This window comes from Psychrobacter coccoides (assembly GCF_017498085.1).
GTDB lineage: Bacteria > Pseudomonadota > Gammaproteobacteria > Pseudomonadales > Moraxellaceae > Psychrobacter > Psychrobacter coccoides.
In genome coordinates this window covers 1-23,416 of sequence record NZ_JAGBKM010000026.1, presented here as the reverse complement: position 1 = coordinate 23,416, position 23,416 = coordinate 1, and the positions used below count along the sequence as shown (strand labels likewise).

At 48.4% G+C, this 23,416-nt stretch carries 18 protein-coding genes; 2 read left to right on the top strand and 16 right to left on the bottom strand.

Annotation, left to right across the window (positions count from 1 at the left end; genetic code table 11):
* Positions 1–87: 87 nt before the first annotated feature.
* Both mutS and fdxA read left to right on the top strand, forming a co-directional pair.
* A complete protein-coding gene (gene mutS / locus J3492_RS11830) occupies positions 88–3,276 on the top strand; it encodes a DNA mismatch repair protein MutS (protein ID WP_207992256.1) in 3,189 nt (1,062 codons plus the stop codon).
* A gap of 83 nt (positions 3,277–3,359) precedes the next feature.
* Complete coding sequence (gene fdxA, locus J3492_RS11825) at positions 3,360–3,683, top strand: ferredoxin FdxA (protein WP_207992255.1); 324 nt, start codon at positions 3,360–3,362, stop codon at positions 3,681–3,683.
* A gap of 238 nt (positions 3,684–3,921) precedes the next feature.
* On the opposite strand, the gene J3492_RS11820 is transcribed toward fdxA, so the two are convergent.
* The 16 genes from J3492_RS11820 to gspG form a co-directional block, all read right to left on the bottom strand.
* Entirely contained in the window at positions 3,922–5,409 is a 1,488-nt protein-coding gene (locus J3492_RS11820) for a fused MFS/spermidine synthase (RefSeq protein ID WP_207992254.1), read from the bottom strand.
* Between the two features lie 97 nt (positions 5,410–5,506).
* Positions 5,507–5,992: a pilin gene (locus tag J3492_RS11815; protein WP_207992253.1), complete on the bottom strand. Its 486-nt coding sequence runs from the start codon at positions 5,990–5,992 to the stop codon at positions 5,507–5,509.
* Between the two features lie 77 nt (positions 5,993–6,069).
* Positions 6,070–7,281 carry a serine hydrolase domain-containing protein gene (locus tag J3492_RS11810; protein WP_243453242.1) on the bottom strand — a complete coding sequence of 404 codons (1,212 nt, stop codon included), beginning with the start codon at positions 7,279–7,281 and terminating at the stop codon, positions 6,070–6,072.
* Positions 7,282–7,388: 107 nt separating this feature from the next.
* A complete protein-coding gene (locus tag J3492_RS11805) occupies positions 7,389–7,904 on the bottom strand; it encodes a pilin (protein WP_207992252.1) in 516 nt (171 codons plus the stop codon).
* Between the two features lie 461 nt (positions 7,905–8,365).
* The gene (locus J3492_RS11800) at positions 8,366–8,812 is read right to left on the bottom strand and encodes a type IV pilin protein (protein WP_207992251.1); all 447 of its coding nucleotides are present in this window, start codon (positions 8,810–8,812) and stop codon (positions 8,366–8,368) included.
* The gene (locus tag J3492_RS13405; RefSeq protein WP_341534135.1) at positions 8,812–9,387 is read right to left on the bottom strand and encodes a type IV pilin protein; all 576 of its coding nucleotides are present in this window, start codon (positions 9,385–9,387) and stop codon (positions 8,812–8,814) included. Before J3492_RS13405 ends, J3492_RS11800 begins: the two co-directional genes overlap by 1 nt.
* Before the next feature lie 62 nt (positions 9,388–9,449).
* On the bottom strand, positions 9,450–13,205 hold the full coding sequence (locus tag J3492_RS11790; RefSeq protein ID WP_207992250.1) for a pilus assembly protein: 3,756 nt from the start codon (positions 13,203–13,205) through the stop codon (positions 9,450–9,452).
* Positions 13,206–13,258: 53 nt separating this feature from the next.
* Entirely contained in the window at positions 13,259–14,077 is an 819-nt protein-coding gene (locus tag J3492_RS11785; protein ID WP_207992249.1) for a pilus assembly protein PilX, read from the bottom strand.
* Between the two features lie 11 nt (positions 14,078–14,088).
* Positions 14,089–15,027, bottom strand: a complete 939-nt coding sequence (locus J3492_RS11780) for a PilW family protein (protein ID WP_207992248.1) — start codon at positions 15,025–15,027, stop codon at positions 14,089–14,091.
* The gene (gene pilV / locus J3492_RS11775) at positions 15,028–15,675 is read right to left on the bottom strand and encodes a type IV pilus modification protein PilV (protein ID WP_207992247.1); all 648 of its coding nucleotides are present in this window, start codon (positions 15,673–15,675) and stop codon (positions 15,028–15,030) included.
* Positions 15,672–16,493 (bottom strand): pilus assembly FimT family protein, encoded by an 822-nt coding sequence (locus tag J3492_RS11770; protein WP_207992246.1) that lies wholly within the window; start codon positions 16,491–16,493, stop codon positions 15,672–15,674. The genes pilV and J3492_RS11770 overlap by 4 nt, the downstream gene beginning before the upstream one ends.
* A gap of 309 nt (positions 16,494–16,802) precedes the next feature.
* Positions 16,803–17,591 (bottom strand): ComF family protein, encoded by a 789-nt coding sequence (locus J3492_RS11765; RefSeq protein ID WP_243453241.1) that lies wholly within the window; start codon positions 17,589–17,591, stop codon positions 16,803–16,805.
* 42 nt (positions 17,592–17,633) lie between these two features.
* Complete coding sequence (locus tag J3492_RS11760; RefSeq protein ID WP_207992244.1) at positions 17,634–19,151, bottom strand: phospholipase A; 1,518 nt, start codon at positions 19,149–19,151, stop codon at positions 17,634–17,636.
* A gap of 371 nt (positions 19,152–19,522) precedes the next feature.
* Complete coding sequence (gene dsbD, locus J3492_RS11755) at positions 19,523–21,613, bottom strand: protein-disulfide reductase DsbD (protein WP_207992243.1); 2,091 nt, start codon at positions 21,611–21,613, stop codon at positions 19,523–19,525.
* Between the two features lie 281 nt (positions 21,614–21,894).
* Positions 21,895–22,428: a protein-disulfide reductase DsbD domain-containing protein gene (locus J3492_RS11750; protein WP_207992242.1), complete on the bottom strand. Its 534-nt coding sequence runs from the start codon at positions 22,426–22,428 to the stop codon at positions 21,895–21,897.
* A 140-nt stretch (positions 22,429–22,568) separates the two neighbouring features.
* A complete protein-coding gene (gspG, locus tag J3492_RS11745; protein WP_207992264.1) occupies positions 22,569–23,015 on the bottom strand; it encodes a type II secretion system major pseudopilin GspG in 447 nt (148 codons plus the stop codon).
* Positions 23,016–23,416: the final 401 nt, after the last annotated feature.

Sequence of the window (23,416 nt, the reverse complement as noted above, 5' to 3'; positions counted from 1 at the left end):
CACAAAAACAATCCTACTTTTGATCCAAACTCATCCAAATCCTTGTAAATTCAATACAAGCCAAGTAATAAATCTAAGAGACTGTGCATGACTGTTAAGCCCTCTACTATAAACCAAACTGCGACTGATATCTTGACCATCGGCGATACAGCCTATCATCTGACGCACCACACACCGATGATGGTGCAATACCTGACTATGAAAGCCAACTATCCGCAGGCGTTGCTCTTGTATCGGATGGGCGACTTTTATGAGTTGTTTTTTGATGATGCCAAACGGGCAGCGCAAATCTTGGACATTACCCTTACTCGGCGAGGTACGGACAAAGCCGGCAACACCATCGCTATGGCAGGCGTGCCTTTTCATGCCGCTGACAGCTATATGGCTCGGCTGATCGCCGCCGGGGAGACGGTGGTGGTCTGTGAGCAAGTCGAAGAGGCAAGCGCCAATGATGATGGTCACAGTGCTCAACAGCGCCAGCCCGCAGCACAGACAATGGGCGACAAACAAAAAAAGAGCAGCAAAGCGCCCGGCATCATGCGCCGTGAGGTGGTCAAGACCCTGACCGCTGGCACCATCACTGATGATGCGCTGATCGCCCCCAATCACACCCCGACTGTGGTCGCCATCGATATCCAAGTACCAAAAACAAAAGCCAGCCGTAAACAGACACCCCCTCTACAAGCAGCAGTCAGTCAGCTGGATCTGGCAGCCGGCACCTTGATCACTCAGACACTGACTGCAAAAACCAGCCAGCATACCGATGACGCTCATGACAGTCCGATGGCAGACCTAAAAGCGCAGATGCTGACTGTCTTGACTCGCTTTGCCCCGAGTGAGTGCATCATCAGTGAAGCGCTTGGTGAGGATCTTAATGAGCGCCTTGGTGAAGACTGGCTACTCTGGTTACGCAGCCATCTTGACTGTCCGATCATCGAGGTGGCGGCCAGCGATTTTTATCCAGAGCATGCCGCAGCAACGCTGTGTCAGCAGTTTGGGGTCCAGCGCCTTGATGGTCTAGGCATTGCCGATGCGCCACTGGCACAAACCAGCTGTGCTGCGCTGATTCATTATGCTCAGCAAACGCAGCAGCGTCAGGTGCCGCAAGTCAATCAGCTGATCGTCGAGCATCATGCAGATTACTTGATCATCGATGCAGGCAGTCAACAAAACCTTGAGCTGTTTACCCCTGCTACGCCCAATGGCACCGCCTTGATATCTGTGGTCAATCACTGCCAGACGCCAATGGGCAGACGTCTGCTGGTGCAACAAATGCAGCGCCCCCTGCGCCAGCACGCCCGTATCAATCAGCGCCTAGATGCGATCGATTCGTTGCTGAGCGCCGCTGCACCTGCCTGCCCGTCCAGCGCCTCTCTCGTTACCCGCTTACGTGAGACCTTGAGCAGCATCGGTGATATCGAGCGTATCAGTAGCCGTATCGCCTTGATGAGTGCTAAGCCACGTGACTTACGCAGGCTGGCCGACAGTATCGCCAGTAGTACGCAGCTAAACACTCTACTTACTGAGGCTGGTATCCATCCTGAGCATGCCGGCTTGCTACCGATGCTGCTGCAGCAACTGCCAGCGCAACTCCCTGCTGTGCAAGCGGTCGCTGAGCTGATCGAGCGAGCCATCATTGTAGAGCCACCAGCCCATATCCGTGATGGCGGTATGCTGGCTGCTGGTTTTGATGAGGCATTTGACCGCCTCAGCCACCTCCATGACAACATTCAGACCACCCTAGATGAGATGGTGGCACAGGCCCGTGTCGATAACCAACTGCCCAGTCTCAAGGTCGGCTTTAATAAAGTCAGCGGGTTTTATTTTGAGCTGCCCAAGATGCAAGCAAAAAACGCCCCCGCTCACTTTATCCGCAGACAAACGCTAAAAAACAGCGAGCGCTTTATTACTGATGAGCTAAAAACCCTCGAGACTGAATACCTCAGTGCACAAACACTGGCACTGGCCCGAGAAAAACAGCTGTATCACGAGCTGCTCACTACCCTAGCTGGTCATTTGGCTGAGCTGCAACAGCTGAGTGCTGCCGTCGCTCATATCGATGTGCTGAGCAACTGGGCGCAGCTGGCCATCAGCTATGATTGGCAACGGCCGATCATGAGTGGCAACCACAGTGTTGACGCCTTGAGCGACAACCTAACCAGTCAAGCGATCAATCAGACGACCAATCAAACGACTAATAAGGCAACAAATACCGCCACGGCCACTGATACCGATGAGCAGCACAGCCAGCAGCTTACCTTGCTCAATCAAAGCCACAGCTCGACCTGTATCGACATCCGTCAAGGTCGCCACGCCGTCGTCGAAGCAGCACTGAGCCCAGCAGTTGGTACCACCAAAAACACCGCCTCTATGCCCTCAAACCCTGCCAACCCCTTAGGCCACTTCGTCGCCAATGACTGTGCGCTCGGTAGCGCAGACCATCCCGAGCGGCTCCTGATGATCACTGGCCCCAATATGGGCGGCAAATCCACCTATATGCGCCAGACAGCGCTGATCGTACTGCTTGCTCATGTCGGCAGTTTCGTGCCCGCTGCCAGTGCCCATATCGGTGATATCGACCGTATCTTTACCCGTATTGGCTCGGCAGATAACTTGGCTGGTGGCAAGTCGACTTTTATGGTGGAGATGATAGAGACCGCCAATATCCTCAATAACGCCACGGCTAAGTCCTTGGTACTGATGGATGAGGTCGGACGTGGCACGGCGACCACAGATGGACTGGCCATCGCTCATGCGTGCGTCAATCGACTGCTGGCTATTGGCTGTCTGACCTTGTTTGCCACCCATTACTTTGAGCTGACGGAGCTGGCAAGTCGTCATCAGGGAATACGCAATGTGCATGTCGCCGCCAGTGAGGTCGATGGCCAGCTGCTGCTGCTGCACCAAATCCATGAGGGCGCTGCCAGCTCCAGCTTTGGCTTACATGTGGCCAAGATGGCTGGCATCCCGAGCGCTGTGCTCTCCCATGCCAAGCGCTATCTGCTCGATACGCTCAAACCAGACCAGCCAAGACCCACTGATGATAAAAACGACTTAGTTAAGTCGCTAACGGATAAACGCCCATCATTGGCTGGTGCACATACTACCGAGAGTGCGATAGACGCCTATCACCCAAGCGCCTTACTGTCTGACGATGGCCAACAGAATCAATGGCTTAGCGTACAGCAGCAGCTGGATGATATCGATCCTGATAATCTGACGCCCAGACAGGCGCATGATCTGCTCTATGAGCTCAAGCAACTTGTTGGTCGTTAAAGGGGTTTGTTAAATGCGGCTAAAAGCGCTAAAATACGGATTATTTTTTACTCATTTTGTCCAATTGATAGGTAGCCATCACTATGACCTTTGTTGTTGCAGATAATTGTATCCTTTGTAAACATACGGACTGTGTGGAAGTCTGCCCTGTGGACTGCTTTTATGAGGGTCCTAACTTCCTTGTCATCGATCCTGACGAGTGTATCGACTGTGCCCTGTGCGAGCCTGAATGCCCAGCCAATGCGATCTTCTCAGAGGATGAGGTGCCCAAAGGCCAAGAGATATTTATCGAGCTCAATGCCGAGTTGGCACAAAAGTGGCCAAACATCACTGAGATGAAGCCTGCGCTGCCAGACGCTGAGAAGTGGGACGGGGTCGAAGGTAAGATTCAATATCTAGAGAAGTAGCTCGTCATAAATACGTTTAAACCTTAAAACCATCTAATGGCGTTATGCGATTAGGTGGTTTTTTATTGGTATTTCTAAACTGTGGGCCTTGATATGACCTTTGTCGTTACGAATAATTGCATTCTTTGTAAATACACGGACTGTGTGGCAGATTTGTAGGGTGCGCCCAGCGCACCTAAAAACTGCTAAATGGTGCGCTGGGCGCACCCTACTCACTCTCACTCTTCAGTCAAATCACTCATAATTTCTCAAGCGAGCGATAATAATATCGCTCCAATCGTGGCAAATCATCGGTATGCACGGGTTGAGTCTTATCAAAAAACGCCACTTGCGCTAAGGGTCGCCCACCAACGCAAGCAAAGTTGCACAGCAAGATGTTTTGCAGCTCGTTGCCCTCATGACGGGTGATGACATAGGCCGAGTCGCCAAACACCTGATGCCAGTTTTTAAAGATCGTCTGGGTATAGCCATGCTCGATGGCGGGCCTGCCGATGATGTTTGCCATGATATGAGTGCTGGTCTGCTGAAACTGGCTCAGCGCCTCTAGGGTGTATAAGTTACTAGCGACAAACCGACCTTGAAAGGCATCGATAAGCATAAAGTCATAGCGCAAACCCCTATGGCGATTCAAATAGCCTCTGGCGTCATCACCGACGAATTCAATATTGTCCGCTATCGGCGCTTGCAAAAAATGCGTTTCGACAATCTCTGGCAGGTCGCTATCGATATCGATGACGGTCAGCGCCATATCAGGATGATGGTAAGCCACCTCGCTTGGCGTGCCCATGCCCGCACCGCCCAAAAACACCAAACGCTCGGGCATAGTCTGCTCGATACTCTTGACTGCCCTTTCGCCATACCAGTGGCAGTTCTTTTTGATCGCAGGTATCCAGCAGCTGCTGGTGGTGTGTCTGGGGTTGTCAGAGATGGTGACCGCCACCTGCCCATCAGCGACCGCATAATTGATAAACCAAGCGCCAGTGGCGGTTTGCAAGCCGGTGTCTGTTTTATTTAAGGCAATAAAGCCAGCAGTCATCACTACCGCTGACAGTGCCAGCATATAGTTGATGACAGGCAAAGACTGACTGCTCGGCGCATCGCTCTGCATCTGTACGCCCAGACGGGTACATAGCCAAGCACTAAACGCCAATGCAGCGATAAATAATGCCAAGCTACTCATAAGACCGATATACGGCAGTAGTAATATCGGAGTGGCGGTTGAGCCCAGCACGCTGCCGACAGTGGTGATCGCCACCATCATGCCCGCGTTTTTGCCCGCATCGACGCCCTGCAAGTTTTTATACTTTAATGATAAAAACTGGGTAATCAGCGGAATGGCGGTCGAGCCAAACGCCAGTCCGACGCCAAACAATAACCCGACACCGATGGCGGCGATGATAGGGCTATCGGTACTGGCGCTCATGGCGGCCAGCAGGGGCAACTGCACCATACAGGCGATGGCATGGGCGACGGCCGACCATGATAGGACGTGTCCTGCTTTTAGTAGCGCTTGTCTTGGGGAGGTAATCGACTGTGATAGGCGTCCGCCATACCAGTAGCCGACGGCGATGGCGATCAGTACCATGGCGAGGATGACGCCAGTGATGGCGATGGAGGCACCGATATAGGTTGCTGATATTCTGATGGCATAGATCTCGATACCGAGACCAGCGAAGCCTTCAAGTAGTGCGATGACCAAACATATTGCCAAGACCTTTTTTTGCATAAAAACTCATCAGCTTATCGTGATAGATAGCATGATTTTACACTATTCTGGCTGGGATGGGCGGAGGGCTTATCGGCTGGAGGTGTTGAACTTGATATCATAAAGCAGCAACATGGGTACAGTAACTGGGCAAATAAACGGCTGCGATATTACTACTGCAACTCCATGATCCGTCGCTAGTACGTGACCATAAAACCTTTTTACCTGCCAGCTGTGGAGTGACTTGCGTCGATACTGTGGCGATGATATTGGTCGTCAAAGTCAATGGGTTAGCGATTTGCACCACACCCATACCACTGGGCAAAGTAGCGCCAACCTGTGAGCCACCCAAGATAAGATTGGAGGCAGTCGCTCGTGGATCACATTCGTTTGTTCCTAATCCAATCACTGACCTACCTGTCTGTAAGCACTCCTCTACTGATAGTCGTAATTGTCCAGATTCATTGATGACTCTCATGGCCTGAGCTTTGGCCACATAAATCTGATACTGAGGAATGGCAATCGCTGCTAAGACGCCAATGATAGCAACGACAATCATTAGCTCTATAAGCGTAAAGCCTGACTGAGAACGATAGATAGTCATTAGGTATAAGACTCTAGAAAGTTATAACTTTACTAAGCACAATCTATGCCATGCTTAATATCACTATTTATTGATAGCTATCTCGCTGCTGTCATCTGCTCATGAAGCATCTTTTTGACAGTGTGATCGACCCCAGTATCTGGCGTGCCATTACTCAATAGTGCCACGACACTGCCCTGCTCATCTACTGCAACCAGCGATGAGAGTCCCAATAAACTGCCACTCCGATAATACACGCTGGCAGATTTTTCAGTCGGCTGATAAGGCAGCATGGCATAGCCATAGCATTCGGTTATTTGACTGACATCACAGGATACATCCGCATCTAGGGATAAGATATTTGGCGCAGGCTTATCTACCATTGATTTGACTTGCTGAGCAAGGTCAATGGCATTACCAGACAACCCCGCCGCTGACGCCAGTCCATCATAGTCAAAGGCAGTATAGATATCAGCAAAACCCGTTAGACCGGTCTCTACATGGTTATAAAACACCTCATCAGGCAAGGCGCTATTGGAGATAAACTGTAGGCTGGTATCAGCAAAGTCATACTGCTGAGCGATGACGTCGGTATAAGGCTTACTGTTATTTGTCCGACTAATCACTTCACCGAGTAGGCAGTAGCCTAGGTTGGAGTAGCTGGTCTTACTATCAAGGTCAAAGCCCAGCTCAATATCATTTAGCCCTGTTAAGTTATCAGGACAAATGGCCTTGCCAATACCAAACATGTCATTACCAAATACGCTATAGCGGTCAAATCCTGCACGGTGCAAGAGTAGCTGACCGATGGTAATGTCATGAATACGAGCATCTTTTGGGCTGTCGACTTCCGTGATGATGTCCGACATCTTGGTGTCTAACGATAGTTTACCGTCTTTAATCAAGTCTAAGATAGCGTCGGATGTCCATAGCTTGGTGACACTGGCAAAGCGAAAGCGGGTTTGCTCAGTCACAGCATCAGACAGTAGTGGATACTTGCCGACATAGCCATTCTGACAATGATAGAGATGACCTTGCGGATCAATATAAGCTATTTGATTAGCAGGTGCGTTATTATTTTGAGCTTGATGTTTTATGATATCTGCCAGCCATGACGGACTATTCTCACTACAATTTATGCGATTGACGGATAATTCGGCACGTATTGGATAGGTTTTTTGCCATAGCTGATGACGAGCGGATACATTGACATAATAATAAACAATAAAAGAAACTATTATTAATATAAATAAGAACTTCAACATATATAAAGTATAAGACTGCTTTTTATTCATATTATTAAATGCCATAGCGTAATTACTCGGATTGATATTAATTTTTTACAAAAAAATAAGCTAAGACGAATCTTAGCTTATATGCATTTTCTATTTAGAATGAATAGCTTACTTTATTAGTCTTAATTTGTACTTCCTGCAGCAGCAACGTTAGTACCTTCACAACCTGCTGGCTTATATTTTGCTTTATCACCAGTAAGATTAGTATTACAAGTCCATGTACCTTTAACATCACGCTGCCATGCCAGTTTTTGAGTTTTTAGGTTAGCAGCAGCGTTTTGACCAAAGGTCGCAATAATAGATGCTGTACCTGTAGAATTAATAAGTACACTTGGTTTACCAGCTGAACCCCCAACAGCAGCAGCTGTACTAGCATCACCCGCTTGGATATTAGAAGCGGTTAAGCCTAAATCATCAGCCGTACAAGCATCAGCAGCAGCTGTACCACTACTAACCTTACCTGACAATACACAGTCTTCAACCGCAGTTTTGATAGATGACGTTTCACCCATCACACGTGATACTTGTGACTTAGCAATATAGTTCTGATACTGAGGAATAGCGATGGCCGCTAGGATACCGATGATCGCAACAACGATCATGAGTTCGATTAGAGTAAAACCTTTTTGAGTGTTCATAAGAACTCCTTTTGGGACAATGTAATGACAGCGTAGCCATGCAATAGTCAGGCGATAATATCTGTCAGCAGTCAAAATATTATGGTTATCTATTAAGATGACTCTCTTCTCTATAAACTGACCGTATGAGACAAGGCCGTTTATTATTAAGACAATCATTTTAATGGTCTTGCTGTAACTGTTGCAGCTAGCGTGCCAACTTTTTTATTTTTTGACAGTTTTTTTGGCTATATCGCCACATCATGTGACTGATCGGTGTCAGTGGTAGCGATTACCTGATAGGTGGTTACTTTCTCAGCGCTGATGATATAAGGCGTGGCAGGGTATGGGTGACTTTTTTTGTTTATATTGGATTGTTGCTACAGAGTTACTAAAATTGTCACCTTGTCTACACGATGGTTAACTTATCTAAGGTTTGATTGACGTTTTTTGTCAGTAGTGGCGGCTTAAGGGTTAGGTAACTATCGCCACTCCTCACCTGTGCCACAATTGGTTTTTCGGCATTTCACCCCTTGATGGTTGAGCGTTAAGTTGCCATCGCTTGCCATTTGCGTGTTCGTCTTAGGCGTGGCAGTGATCAGCCACTGTGAAGTCAAGTCAGTACCCGTAACCCCTACGACATTGCCAATACTGACATCATACAGCGCCTGCCCTTGCGTAGGATACGCTTTTGCAAAATCCGTCTTCACCTTAGCACTGATAGCACTATAGCTGCCTTGTGCCAGTTTACGGCTTTCAATCTCGGAGGCGATATTGTGCATCTCGATCATCATATCCGCCCGTTTGGTACTGATGACATAGCGCTGATAGCTGGGATAAGCGATCGCAGCGAGCACCCCGATGATGGCGACCACAATCATGACCTCGACGAGGGTAAAGCCTTTAGAGTTGTCTATTGATGATTGCATTACCAGTCCTCCTGCCCAGTACCACAGTCGGTATCGGCTATCTTTAACTCATTACTTTTGCTCTGACAGCGTAGGCCGTTACTGTTTATCATCATCTCAGATGCGTTTTTGGTGATGCCTGAATCCTTGGGTAGCGCCAGCATCTTCCATGAGCGCCCAATGGCGATATTGACTGGATCATCAGCGTCAGTACTGGTGACCAGTGACTGATCTGGATCCATGCCATCGACGAGGGTTATCTTATAGCGGTAGTTGCTGGCGGTACTGCCGTTGGGGACGTAGATGGTTTTGTTGGTAGGTGGGTCAGCATACGCATAGCTCACGGTATTGCCAGTGACGACTTTGGGCTGAAACCCTTGATAGCTCAGCGCACGGGCCCGCCACTGCTCCAGCTCTATCTGCAGCTGCAGCAGCTTGGCCTGTGCGTCACGCTCAGCGTTCATCACCGCATAGTGACGATAGCTGGGGACGGCGATGGCGGCGAGTACGCCCATAATCATCACGACCACCATCAGCTCGATCAGGGTAAAGCCTGACATGGCTTGGTTTGGTGCTCTTTGTCGGTCTCTTGTCACTATTGCCACCTTATCCTCATCCCTCATCCTAGCGTCAGCCGCCATTATTTATTGACCGCTGTTTATTGACCGCTGTTTTGCTGATACCAGGCTTTTGGCTGCAGCGTATAGCGCTCATTGAACAAAAACTCAGTGGCACTGCCATCACCGCCCGCTTGCACTGGCTTACCCGTACCCGGATAGAGGTCCTTGATATTACTGTCATTTTTAAAGCCATCTGAACCATAGTCTGCACGGTTGGCCGCTTTGATACGTTCAGTAAGGGTGGTAGTGCCGATAAGCACTTTGACGTCTTTATTGTCCGCATTGTATGCTCCAAGAGTCAGTTCTTGGATACCCTGCCCCGCTGGGATATAGCCGCCTGTCCCCGTCTGTGAGGTCTCATCCATACAGATACCATAAGGCAGACAGTAGAGCTGACGCTCTGAGCCGCCCATGATACGTGCTGCACAGCTCGAGACCGTGCCATAGAGCTTATCGGGATTGTAGACGGTGGTATACAGGATATTGTTAATCGCTGCCATGTCGCCCACGCCTTTGTTATAGCGTACTTTGTCATAACCATCAAAACGGGTCAACGGGTAGTACCAGCCCTTAGCACTGGGTATGACGCCATTTTGCTTGCTTGCTGACTTGGCTTCACCGAGCATCTTTTGTTTGACGGCTTGTTTTTTATCGGCGTTATGGGTGTCATCAAGCTCGTTTGCTAAATTTAGCAGATCACTGTCTGCCAGATTGTTTACACGAGCAGTGAAACCATCCTTGTACAGATCAGGACTGGTGATGTCGGTATCGATGATGCCATAGATACGGTTGGCGTATTTATTATCATCCCGTAGGGTCGATAGGGGTGCGCTGCGATTGCCTGAGATGACATTGACCAGAGCGAAGAGCTTCCCATTGTCGTAGCCGCCCGTATTGCGATAAAAACTGACCACAGGACGGTTATAAAAACGATAGGCGTATTTGTCATTGCTGTTGGGCTTTAAGATACGAGTCATGCCTTTACTGCTAAACTTATCTACCGCCTCAAAGCCAAACTGCTCGATACGAGCGTTTTCAAAGTCAGCACGAAACACCTGCCCGCCAAGGTCGGCTGCATATAAGTGATCCATCAGGCCATCATTGTCCCGATCGAGGACAGTAATCTCGCCGGTGATACTATGAATCATATTACTATGATCACTTTGACTCACTGACCAGATCAGCTCGCCAGTTTTGGCATTGATCATATAGATGGCATTGCCTTTGGCAGGTTTACTAGCAGTGGGCACATAATCATCGTCTTCATAGCCCATGTCATAGCCGCCACCGAAGATCAGCACATCGGTGGGTGCGGTGTTTTTGTTGGTGTCTGAGCCTTTTTTTAGACGTATCTTAGCAGCAGTGGGTTTGCTCCAAATCTGTCCCAGTCGAGTAAACTTAGACGAGGCTGCACCATTGAAAGTATCAGGAGTGATGCTAAACTCAATCTTGGGAGTGGACTTGTCGCTGATGTTGATACCATAAAACGCCTCACCACCCATACGTAGCCCGCCATAGGCGTACATGCCTTTGTCCCCTGCCGTATCGACCGTGACTTTGCTGTTTTCTAGATCATACTTATAGTCAGTGGTCACCAGCCACGGCGCATCAACGCCAAAGTATGGCGTCCCTACTTCAGCCTTAATAGAGTCATCAACCAAGGCTTTTGGTTGAGTCTCCACCATCAATTTCGGGATAATGGCAAAGGCCTCTTCACCCGTATCCGCAGCGACCAGATGCAGCGCCCCATCCATCGAGCCAAACAAGACATAGTCCTCACGGGTGTCGGTGATACGGCCATTGTCATCTAAGGTGGCACCATACGACACCACAGTCGGTGTGGAGTGCACCACACCGCCGAGCACCTTGACCGCTTTGGTGGGCTGAGCCAGGGTTAGATCTTTGACAGCGTCAGTAGAGGTTGGTTGCCCATCTTTGGTCAGCACGCTATCAAAGCCTAAGAAGCTCAGCAGACGGCGCTTATTCATCTCGTCAGACGTTGTATAGACACTATCGACAAGGGCGTCAAAACCATAGGGTTTGCCGCTTGCCGCTACTGAGACTTGGCGCAACACAGGGGTTTGTTTGTCGCTCAACGTATCCTCTACATAGACAGTCCGTAAGCTGGCCAGCCCTGAGTTTGGTGACTTAAGCTTGGCATAGACGCCCCCTGCGGCAATGTTGTTATTAGCGGTACTACCTTCTACGACAAAATCAGCCGTCTGCCATAAATCTTGGGTGCTACTATTTAACTCACCAGCAATGTTTTTAAACAATAAGCTATCACTTTTGCCATATAATGTGCCTTCATTGAGACTGTACTTTTTTAGATTACCACGCCAGATACTGTTGGCAGAGGCAATATCAGGATCAAGCATGGGCAGATAGGCATACGGCAGCTGATTGGCAGCACGGTAGGGATCATCTGGAATGGTAATAGTACCCGAGGGTGCGGTATTGATCGTTTGTACTAGGCTGGCTGAGAAATCAACAATACTGGCGGCAATATCAGAAGACTCTTCGGTATAATAAAAGCCCCCATCACCGAAAGTCTTGACTTCATTGTCGCCTTTGCGCTCACCTAGCTTACAGAGGTTACGAGTGTCGTCATTAGCACTACCACTATCACAGTCTGTCACTTCTTTTGTTTTACCATTGATGATGATACTGCGCGTACCCGTCAAGCCTGCAAACTCTTTACCAAAACCAACAGTGGCGGTTTTAATCGGCAAACCTTTGGGGTTATTGGCAGTATTACGTAGCAAGGCGGCATAGTCTGCCATACAACCCCAAGACCTACCGCTACTATCCCCTGACAGATTAGTACAACTGTCGATAGACAATGCTGGATTAGAGCCAGATAATGAATTATTCATTATTGTTCTAGCTCTAGAATACCTACTACCATTGGGTTGACCATCTGTTAGTAAATAAATGCCATTACCACTACATTCTTGATCGTTGAGTGGCGATAAATAACTTTTTTCATCATCAGTTTTGGTATCATCTTCAGATTCATCAAAACCACTCCACCAAGCACCATTGCCTTCAGTAGAGGTGCCCATCATATAAGCGCCTGACTCTGCTATCGCATGGGCAGTGGGTGTGCCGCCTGTCGCTTGTAGATCCATGATGGTTTCAATCAAATCGATTCGCTGCCCAGCCGTCAAGGCTTTTGTAGGCTCCAAAATAACCGCGCGACTGCCATCACCTTCATAGCTATAATTTCCCACTCCAATTGCATAATCATCTGATAGCTCGCCAGTGTCTTTTAGGTTACCGTCTTTGTCGTAGACTTCATCGGCTAATAGCTCAACGAGCGCTAGTTTTAGACGTACCATCCTAGAAAACCGTATATTGTCGTTCTTTTTACATCCTTCAGGGGTATACTCTATGGTCTTTTTGACATTATCAAAGTCTTTTACCATGACTGTATTACCATCATCGTCTTTTACGACCGTACCACCTGCTGTGAGTTTGGGCTTACGCTCATAAATCACCAGTTCAACTTTTTCTGAACTTCTTTTCTTCTCATAACAACTTGAACTAAAACTACCATAATCATTTCTGATACTTCGTTTATCCATACTCCCTGAGGTATCAAGCATCATAAAGATAGAAGCCGTCCCTGGTTTGGCAGGCGCATAGATTTCCAGATCACCGATGGGCTTACGGTTAGTTTGAGTGTTGTCAGTATGGGCTGATGTCGTCACTAGTCCCATAAACAGCGCAGCGGTAAGCGCTTTAATAGGCCACGTGCCTCGACTGGCTGTTGGGTTATTTTTGTGACTCATGACCTACTCCTAAGCTAAATATATTGGCATCTGTGGACTGGTTTGTGGGTGTACTAGCTGGTAGGTAAGGTACATAGTTTACCTGTGCCTTTACCAAAGCCTACGCACTTCGTACGCTTAGATTGGTTTTCGACGTTGGCCATCTCATAGATTCCCACACTGGGCACACCAGCTTTGACCATACAGCCCCCGATGGTATCCTCTTGCGCGCTGACCGAATACAAGCGACTGGTCTGTTCAAAGCAGTTTTTGCTGCCCAGTTTGGTATCGGCATAAGCGGGCAGAACGGCCGTGTTGGTGATATCAAAGGTAAAGGCTTGGCTGGAGATTTCAGCGCTGTCTTGACCGATGGTGTAGTTGCTAAAGGCTTCGTTGCTAGCACTAGGCGGGGTCAGAGCAACATTGACCTGCGTCATACTGGCATTACGAGCGCTGATATAATCTTCAGACTTACTCGTGTCACAATAACCCTGACTAAGTATGCTACCTGACGGGGTGACGATCGACGCTTTTTTGATATCAAAAAACAAGCCACGAGGCCGATAGCAAAAGACATACTCATGCTCTCGACTGTCATCACTGAGCATAAAGTACCCAAAAGGGCCGCTACGAGAGATCATATCGTCATATATCTCAGTATCACTACTACCATTGATGCTTTGCTCGATGCTTTGATTGGGTTTGTCAGCAGACTGTAATAGTAAGGTATTGACCTGATCACTGGTCGCGAGACGCAGGTCGGTGGTGCTTTGTTTGACCGCAATAGCACCAGCAAAGACAATCAAGATTAAAAATAACAACACCACAATCAGCACCGCTCCTTGTTGGGCAGTGGGCAGATCTTTAGGATACGATCGATCTATATCAGACATGAAACTTTCCTTTATGGTTCGTCATTAACAGTAGCAACCAAGCTCATCACTCGAGCACTGCGTAGCAGCACGGTGGACTCGTAACTGCGGCGATAGTATTTTTTGCGCGAATCATCGTCTATTAGTGCGTGTTCAGAACCCAGCAGCGTGAATTCATCAGCGTCAGTATCTGTGATCAAAGGCGTGCTGCTGCGGACGATCATGCCAAGTTTGACACTGGTGACAGCAGGTTTTTGGCCACTACTGGGTTGCTCAATATCCAAATAAACGCTAGGTGGTAGATAGGTCAGCTCGTCGACAGCGGCTTGTACGCCGAGGAGTATCTTGAACTGATCGACAGCGGGTACTATGATGGCGCCGTTATCTGCAAAGCTGTCTGTAACCGTGCCATCTGTATCGACACGGCCAGCACTGCATGCTAGCGCCAAGTCTTTGGTAGTAGCGGTTTTGCTCTTTGAAATATCACGAACAAAATAACGCTCTACCACCCAGTCTGAACTACCAGGATTAATCTCTTCCCCTTCACAGTCATACATAGCATGCGGGGTGATGTTTTTATACTGAATGACCAATTGATCACTTGGCTTACCATCGATATTTGAGGGCCCAGTACTGGCATCGATAGTAAAGAACTTGGCATCAGTAGTATTGCTTGCCCCCAAGTTGGCTTGGGTTAATACAATACCGCCGTGATCGGTAGTGTCGGTAATATAGTCAATGGGATTGCCTAGATTGGCAAGACGCACGTGCTCTTCGATGCTTTGCATGGCAAAGATGCTGCTGTCTTGTACCTCTGAGGCGCTCTGCTGCACGGTAATAGTACGAGTATTGACCAGATATACCTGCATCACCGCCGCCGATATCAGCAAGCCCAATACCAGCGATATCATCAGCTCAATCAAGGTAAAACCGGCTATAGAGGCCGCATGGCTTTTTGGCGCTATCTTCATTTAGTAGGCCTCCGATATCAGGCAGTGACTGCCCGTTTTATAGATGCCATTGGCATTTGCGCAAGCCTTTGGATCAGAATCATCGAGTATGGCTTTGGTATCGTTCCAAGCGGTGACGACACACATCTGCTGCTGAATGGCTTGTGTGGTAGTGCCAGGACAAGTCACAACGCCAACAGCAATATCTGAGTTTATTGCTAACTGTTTGACCATTAAAGCATCGCGAGCTGCCAATTGATTGATGCTGCAAGCTTTTTTGGCGACTTTTTTACCATCAACCGTTTTAACTTCTGTTGATAAGCAACTGTTGGCACCTGTGATACTGGTATCTTTATTGTCTATTTTGACCGTGTCGGTTGCTGTGCTGCTTATCACGGCTTGGATGGTGGGGATGGCACCTGTATCTGAGGGTGCTGCACTGGTAAAAGCAGTACCACTGCCTGTGACATAGGCTTCTGGATAAGCACGCATGACCTCAGCCAAATTTCGTACGACTGTCAACGACTTGGTTCGCACCAGACTTTCATCCGTGGCACCAATAGCCCGCATCTGTAAGGCGCTAAACCCCAGTACCGCAATCGATAGCAGCAAGACTGCGACCAGTACCTCAATTAAGCCGACGCCTTGTTCATGGCTCATCTGTTTCATTCACATGTCCCACCTGTTTTACTCTCAATCAGCCCAAGAGTGCTCACCGTCACCTGCCTAGGAGATGCTGAGGTATCAGTGTCACAAATGGTATAAGTGACTGCTGGAGTAACACGTTTATTGGCTTCAAAGGTAACTGTAGCTGAGGTCGCCTGAATAATGCTTTTTGCATCATATCGATAAGCGGCGATGACCCCTAAGTCTGGTGTGGGTATTGGTGCTGGGATTGTGCCTGTACCGCCTGTGCCTGTATCACCTGTGCCTGTATCACCTGTGCCTGTACCACCTGTGCCTGTACCACCTGTGCCTGTACCACCTGTGCCTGTACCACCTGTGCCTGTACCACCTGTGCCTGTATCACCTGTGCCTGTACCACCTGTGCCTGTACCACCTGTGCCTGTATCGCCTGTACCTGTACCACCTGTGCCTGTACCACCTGTGCCTGTACCACCTGTGCCTGTATCATCTGGCATCGGAGCAGGAGGTGGAATTAAGTATAAGGCTGGCCCAGCAGATGGTGCTAATCCTGATAAGTCGGTTTTGATCTGAATTGTGCCAGCTTTACTGCCATTATCTTTATAGGCCACTTCCATAGTGCGTCGACGTATGACGCTTTCGACCTTGGCTTCCTTTAATGCGCTTATTAGAGTGGCAGTCGTTGACTTAACCCGCTGATTGGCCAATTGAGTTGCAATATTGGGCGCTGCCATACCTGCCAAGACACCGAGTACGACAAGAGTCACCATAAGCTCAACTAAGGTAAACCCTGAATTTGTTACCCGCTGCTTATACAATGTTTTTTTTATAGAAGCGCTCATATCACTACCCTGTTTATTAGCCAATTCTTATCATTGAACTTTTGATGCAGCAAAAGTCAAATGTTATGCGACCTACAAACATCTGCTTAACTTTTTATATCTAGCTACTTATAGACATCACCTATAATTGAGTGCTGCAATTTTCATTCCACTATATAAACGCTTGATTGATGCCAATTAACAGTTAAAACGTATTAATAACAGCGTAACGGGCTTTATATGAAACACAATGCATCATACTGCAACAATACCGTATGATTCAGTATACATAATTATTGTAATAAAAACACAACCTCTATAGTGAGGAGGTTATTTGTTTATACTGCCGTGTGCGAGTGCGTAGGCGGATAGATGATAGCGCTGCGTGTCCATAGTGACATTTTGGCCAGATAAGACTGTATCGGATGACACAGTAGAGGATGACTCGCATAAAGTACGAGCCAAAGCTTGTAGACTGGCTCCAGTGGTCGCCACGTCATCAAACAGCAAAAGGCGCTTGACGGGTGGTGGCTCAGTGAGCACAAAAGCATTGTCTAGATTGGTCAGGCGCTCAGCTCGTGTCAGACCCTGCTGGCTAACGGTGTCATCAATGCGCCAGGCACCGTGCCACAGGGGTATTTGCCAATGCTTAGAGAGATAAAGTGACAGGATAGTCACGGGATCAAACCCACGCTTGACCAGCCGGCTATCGGTAGTAGGCATAGGGACAATGACGCTGTTGCCACCATGACAGCCTGTTGGTCTGGGTAGCTGACGCAGTACATGCACAAGCAAGGGCAGCTTGGCCATGTCCTCAGCATGTTTGAACGCCCGAATGATTTGACGGATAGGATAGTCGTAATAGGTGGCGGCTTGAATGGACAGTGAGCTACCCGCGCTGATATCGACAGTGAAAGGCGCTGGGCACCACGCTATGCTGTCATGACAGTAGGTGCACAGCAGTCCTTTATTGAATCTGTCACACACACGACTTGTCAGTGAGGACGTGCTCGGTTGTGGCCGTGCCTGAGGTTGCAGGGCACTGGGATAGACATGGCACAGCTGACAGCGTAAGTTCAGATACTCTGCCAGCCATAAACCGCTTCGGTAGGGCGTCATAGACAACATCAGCGCTGACACTGATGATTAAGGCCCGATATCTTATAGTCCTTTCCAGTCATTGAGCATGATCCCAACCCCGATGGCGGTGTTTTTATGGTTATAGTCAATAATAGACTCGCCATAACCGTGGAACAGCTGTACATAGCCGTTTACGTTGTCTGCTAGAGGATAGAGATAGTCAATCTGAGCAGAGCCTTTTTCTGTTTTTGGATTAAAGCGTAGTGTACCGCTGAGACTGTGCCTGTTTTCAAAGTCATATAAAAACTTCACATCACCCATGCCCCAAAAGTCTTCGATATCTGGGTTATCGTCTTCATCACCACTTTCGGTCTTCACGCGTGCCCACAGACGTGGCACGATAGTGAGCTTGTCCCACTCAGCACCGCCCATGAGATAAACTCGGTTCCATGAGCGTGACAGCGGATCATCCTGACCATTTGAGTGGTGTATCGCCCCTGCCCCAAGCATACGTAAGCGCCCACCAAAGGGTAGGTCAGCGGTGACTGGCTGTGTCAAAAACACCTCTGGCTGATAATCAGTCGCACGAAACGGTCGAGAGTTGTCTTCATTATAGACCTGCCAGTGAGACTGCTGAGTATAACCAAACCAGACATCAGCACTGCTATCAAAGAGGTCTTCAGCGACCTTGGTTTTTACCGATACCTGCAATTTGAGCTCAGGGACACGCATCTCGTTTGGCGCAAATGTCTCTACCTCTTGAGTGGGCGTGCTTGGGTTGCGGTTGGGCTTGGCATTTAAAAATAGCGGCAGTACATACATAGGACGGTACGGTCTGGCTGCCCAAGTGCCGCTTTCACTGTTTTGATCCAGATCGTATGCCAAGCTTAGCGGCGTGTACTTACCAATATCGTTTTTACTGACGCCCACTGCTTCTAGTATTTGTTGGTCGTTGTTTTTGACCTGAAGCTCGGCAGCCATGGAGTTGTTGATATTCCCTTCAGAGAGGTGGCCTTCGGGCACCTCGTTTACAGCTACAGCGCTTTCAGACACAGGGTCTTCAGGTATGCGCTGTTGACTGACTCGCACCGTCTCTGCAGTTGCTACCGTATCACCTTGCATTTGGGTGATGTCTTCTGCCAATACCAGCTGCGGATTGCCTGAAAAGGTGCTTTTAAAGGTCTTGGCCAAGTCTAAAGGTTGTTTGGTGGTGGTAAAGCTTGGGGTCTTGCCTTGCTCTGCCACTTTATCGAAGCAAGCCAAACGTGCTGTCGCCAACTGTACTTGTGTACATTCAAAAAACAGCTGCGTCTGCTGAGCGACAAACTCATCACTGACCATGTTGTCATAATCGACAGGCTCATCGGGCTGCTGTAAACGCTGATAAATCACTTGTGGTGATTGGGCATCCATGTCTACGCTGTCTATGGCCAACTCAGTGCTGGCCTCGGCGTGTCCTTGAATGGCAAAGCAGGATAATGCCACACCGACGGCGATCGTTAAATAACTCTTAGCGCTTTGGGCAGCTGCCCTAGGAGCACAAACAGCAGTCGTACTTGAGCGTGTTGCCTGATGCGGTGAAACAATATGAGCAAACATAAAAGTCCTTTGTTTTACTGACGATATGGCCAGTAACTTTCTGAAGTCGCTATACTCGCATGATAGAGCATCAATGAGATAGGCTCTGATCTATGATTTAGCATTGTAGCGTTATTGTAATAAAAATACAGGCATTATACTAGCGTTATCAACATTATATGCAAGCCTTAACTGCTAGCAACTACCGCTCCACGTGTCAATCAATTCAGTCTATCGCAGGTCAGTCAATATGGTCAGCGCACTTTTATTTAAGGCAGCTAAATCACATATAAGGCATCTATAAAAAATCCAGCGCATTGCTAAAGGCAATACACTGGATCTGAGACAGAATAAGATGCAATATTTACCGGTAACGACGTATGCGCTGTAGGTTATTGATTGAGCGCCGTCAAGGTCTGCTCAAACTCTGAACGGCCAATCTCACCGACCTGCTGAGTCACCAACTCACCATCTTGATAGTACATCAATGCTGGCGGACCAAATAACTGATAATGTGCCAAAATAGCCTTTGAGTCTTCAGTAGTCTCTGTAATATCAAGTCTCACCAACTGCCAGTCTTGCATCTGCGCTGGACGATTGTGAAAAAGATTTTTATCCATAATACGGCACTCAACACACCAGTCAGCGGTCAAATCGACGATGACCTTTGGATGATTAGCGACGATGGTATCGAGCTCGGCCAGCGTGGTGATATGTTCATCTGAAGCGCTGTTATTGCTCACTTGACCATCGTTTGCTGACATCATCACTGGCGCTGCGCTCAGTGAGGCCAGTGGGTGTAAGCTATCATCATTGCCCAGTGCTGCGCCAATGATGAGCATGGTCGCCCAGATACCCACCACCAAACCTAGCGCTTGGGTCAACATTCGGCCCTTGCCCTGCCAGCTCCATGCCCAAGTTGCGACTACCATAAACCATAGCGCCCACACCATCAGCATCACAGGGGAGATAAATACCCGCTCGACCAATAGCAGCGCTACAGCAAATAATAGCAGCGCAAAGCCTTGTTTGACCCAGTTCATCCACTCGCCAGCCTTGGGCATAATCTTGCCTTGGGTCGCACCGATGATGATAAGTGGCACGGATAGGCCAAACCCAAGCATAAACAAGGCGGCAAACCCAAGCAGTGGACTACCAATGGTAGAGACCGCCAGCAGGGCACCAAACAATGGCGCAGACACACAAGGCGATACCACCAAAGCGGATAAAAATCCAGCCACCAAGCTGCCGCCGGTACTGCCAAGCTTACTATCTCCTGCTTGGCTGAGGCCTTGCAGCTTGCTACTGATGGCATGAGGCAGACGAATGCTAAACACCCCCAGCATATATAAAGCGAGCAGCACAAAAACAATGGCAAAACTGATCAGGATAACGGGGTTTTGTAACCAACCAATGATACCCAATGACTCACCAAACACGGCTATCACAGCACCGAGCAACCCGTAAGCCGTCGCCACCCCGATGGCGTAGCTGGTGGTCAAGATGACGCCTTTTTTGACCGTTGGGTTCTGCTGACGCGCCACGATATTGGCAACGATAGGCAACATCGGCAAGACACAGGGCGTCAGCGCCAAGCCCAAGCCCGCCAAAAACAACAGACCCAGCGCCAACCAAGGATGCTGCGCCAAGCCAAATGGATCAGCATCGACCAAACCAACGCCACCACCTGCGGCACTGCTACTTGTACTAGCAGTAGGGTTATCAGCAGCAGCCTCTACAGTGGTATCTGCCCCAGAGATGGTATTGGTCGCCGCTGCGTCAACCTCTAGCGCATCATAGTCGATGACATCACTGTCTACTCCGTCAGACTCTACTCCATCGTCAGCGCTGATATCAGCATTAGTAGTATCATCAGTAGCACTGTCTTCTTGCGGCGCTTGCGAGGGCGCAGCGGTCGGCATCTCAGCAGCGACAAACGAGGCAGCTGCAGAGGACGCTGCCACATTGACAGTGGTTTTAATCTTTTCTGGCGGGTAGCACAGGCCTGCTTTGGCACAACCCTGCCAACCGATGGTCAGCGCCGCATCCTCTATCGCCTTGCCACTGGTACTAGTCAAGATGGTGGTTGCCACCATATTGGCCTGATCAAACACGGGTACTTTCCCAAAAGTGGGGTCGTCGATCGTCACTGCCGTCTGATTATAGGTAAAAGGTGCAGCGCTCACACCATCGGGCAAACTTAGCTTTATTTTGTCTTTATAGACATAATGCTCAGGGGTAATATCAAAGTTGATCGCTAAGCGTGTGCCCTCAGCCGTCGACTGCGTGGTGTGGCCGACCTGAAAAGCCTCACTGACTGGCAAAAACTTCTGGGCGCTGCTTTGATTGTTGCCAAACAAGTCTCCCAAACTGACTGCTTGAGCAGGCGTTGGCAGTCCCAGCATCAACGAGGTACTGACCAAGGCTAAGGCCCATATATATGATTTTTTAGGAGAGGCTGGTTTTGACGTCATGTTAGACATGAAGAGCTACCTTTTTATGACTAATACCATGTTCAAAAAGTCCGATTAACTTTTGAACATGGTATAACTTTTTATGATTGATTCTTGAGCTGGTTGATGGTGAGCGGATTGGTGTGCAGCTAAAGACTGTTTATGCCACACCTACTACAAACGAACCACTGTAAAACAAATGCACTGTTACTGGAACGAATTTTTCTAGCTTGCTGTGCCTACACCGACGGATGCTGCAAAAAATTCATCCCAACTCCACTGTATCTTTTTCATATTAGACTGACTATATATTATGGCTTAGCAATATTGATCTTGGTTTTTATTTTTTCTGGCGGATAGCACAGTCCAGCTTTAGCGCAGCCTTGCCAACCGATAACGACGGGCGCATTTTTGGCACCTTTGCCATTGTTGGTGGTCAATGTGGTAGTGGCGAGCACGCTTTTTTGGGTAAATACAGGCACGCGCCCAAAGGTAGGATCATCAATGGATACAGGCGATTGATCAAAAGTAAAAGGCGTTGCACTTATCCCTTTAGGGAAAGTAGCAGTCAGCTTGTCTTTGTAGACGTAGTGCTCAGGAGTGATGTCAAACTTGATGGTTAATTGCGTCCCTTTAGCCGTGGCTTTGGTGCTGGTATTGACTTGAAACGCCTCATCGACAGACAAAAACTTAGAGGTGTTGGCACTACTGCCAAATAAATCGCTCAATCCAGCGGCATGGCTAGGGACAGCACTCAAGGTCGCACTGGCTAAAAACAAAGCCAGTAAAGAAGGCTTGGCAGCGGACGTAAAGCTGGGGTTGATGATTAGAGACTTGATGGACATAGAAGTTACCTTTAATTGTCAGAGCATATTGCAGATTTTTGCAGCGTTATGGCTGATATGAGCAATAAAAAATCAATCAATAACAGATTATTGATTGATTGTGAGCCGTCAATGATTGTGAGCCGCGCTACTTAAGCCCGCTACAGTTGAGCATAAATATCAGCGTCCAAACCTTCACCGCCTTGCTGCCCATCTGCCCCCAGAGAAAACAGATCATACGGCTTGCCCTCACTCCCAGGCGCCACATACTGTAGCTCGTTTTCCCAGCCGTCGGTTGGATAACCGCCTTTAATATAGCCCCCTTCAGGATAGTTCTTGGCATCCGAAGGCGGTGTGGTCAGCGCATCTAGACCCTGAGCTGTGGTTGGATAGCGGGCGTTGTCTACCTTATACATATCCAGAGCATTGGACACCGTCGCCAGCGCCGTCTCTGTGGTTTTGACACGGGCTTTATCGCTTTGTCCGACCACCTTTGGCACCACCAGACCGGCAAGAATGGCCAAAATGACAATCACTACCATAATCTCTATCAGAGTAAACCCCGACTGGTTTGAGTGTTTGCTTGGCGCTATCTTACGCTCAATCATAGCTGGTTTTTGCTGCTGGTCTTGCATCATAGACTGGTTTCTTGTATTTGCTTGATATCGGTTTTTCATGGTCATCATTACTGTCTTCATCGTTATAGGTAAGTACCACCAGATCAGCTGCACGCTCAATTGGTAAGCAATGATCACTATAGACCATGATATTATATTTATCTACCATTAGAGACAGATTCTACAAGTCACTAACGTCTATTAAGTACGTCGTACTATTTAGCCATCTGACATGGCAGATCACACTGCGCTTTGTGTTAGATGATGACAGCACAGTCGCTATAACGAACCCAGTGCTTTATCATCCAGCGCCGTAAAACCACGTCCTTCTAGAGCGTAGATATCAGGCGTCATCTGTTGTCACCTAAGATTGAACATGCCTTGATAACCAA

What these genes read in the sequence shown, in the direction of transcription:
- mutS (WP_207992256.1), top strand. Translation starts at nt 88, where the DNA reads ATGACTGTTAAGCCCTCTACTATAAACCAAACTGCGACTGATATCTTG.
- fdxA (WP_207992255.1), top strand. Translation starts at nt 3,360, where the DNA reads ATGACCTTTGTTGTTGCAGATAATTGTATCCTTTGTAAACATACGGAC.
- J3492_RS11820 (WP_207992254.1), bottom strand. Translation starts at nt 5,409, where the DNA reads ATGCAAAAAAAGGTCTTGGCAATATGTTTGGTCATCGCACTACTTGAA.
- J3492_RS11815 (WP_207992253.1), bottom strand. Translation starts at nt 5,992, where the DNA reads ATGACTATCTATCGTTCTCAGTCAGGCTTTACGCTTATAGAGCTAATG.
- J3492_RS11810 (WP_243453242.1), bottom strand. Translation starts at nt 7,281, where the DNA reads ATGGCATTTAATAATATGAATAAAAAGCAGTCTTATACTTTATATATG.
- J3492_RS11805 (WP_207992252.1), bottom strand. Translation starts at nt 7,904, where the DNA reads ATGAACACTCAAAAAGGTTTTACTCTAATCGAACTCATGATCGTTGTT.
- J3492_RS11800 (WP_207992251.1), bottom strand. Translation starts at nt 8,812, where the DNA reads ATGCAATCATCAATAGACAACTCTAAAGGCTTTACCCTCGTCGAGGTC.
- J3492_RS11790 (WP_207992250.1), bottom strand. Translation starts at nt 13,205, where the DNA reads ATGAGTCACAAAAATAACCCAACAGCCAGTCGAGGCACGTGGCCTATT.
- J3492_RS11785 (WP_207992249.1), bottom strand. Translation starts at nt 14,077, where the DNA reads ATGTCTGATATAGATCGATCGTATCCTAAAGATCTGCCCACTGCCCAA.
- J3492_RS11780 (WP_207992248.1), bottom strand. Translation starts at nt 15,027, where the DNA reads ATGAAGATAGCGCCAAAAAGCCATGCGGCCTCTATAGCCGGTTTTACC.
- pilV (WP_207992247.1), bottom strand. Translation starts at nt 15,675, where the DNA reads ATGAAACAGATGAGCCATGAACAAGGCGTCGGCTTAATTGAGGTACTG.
- J3492_RS11770 (WP_207992246.1), bottom strand. Translation starts at nt 16,493, where the DNA reads ATGAGCGCTTCTATAAAAAAAACATTGTATAAGCAGCGGGTAACAAAT.
- J3492_RS11765 (WP_243453241.1), bottom strand. Translation starts at nt 17,591, where the DNA reads ATGACGCCCTACCGAAGCGGTTTATGGCTGGCAGAGTATCTGAACTTA.
- J3492_RS11760 (WP_207992244.1), bottom strand. Translation starts at nt 19,151, where the DNA reads ATGTTTGCTCATATTGTTTCACCGCATCAGGCAACACGCTCAAGTACG.
- dsbD (WP_207992243.1), bottom strand. Translation starts at nt 21,613, where the DNA reads ATGTCTAACATGACGTCAAAACCAGCCTCTCCTAAAAAATCATATATA.
- J3492_RS11750 (WP_207992242.1), bottom strand. Translation starts at nt 22,428, where the DNA reads ATGTCCATCAAGTCTCTAATCATCAACCCCAGCTTTACGTCCGCTGCC.
- gspG (WP_207992264.1), bottom strand. Translation starts at nt 23,015, where the DNA reads ATGATTGAGCGTAAGATAGCGCCAAGCAAACACTCAAACCAGTCGGGG.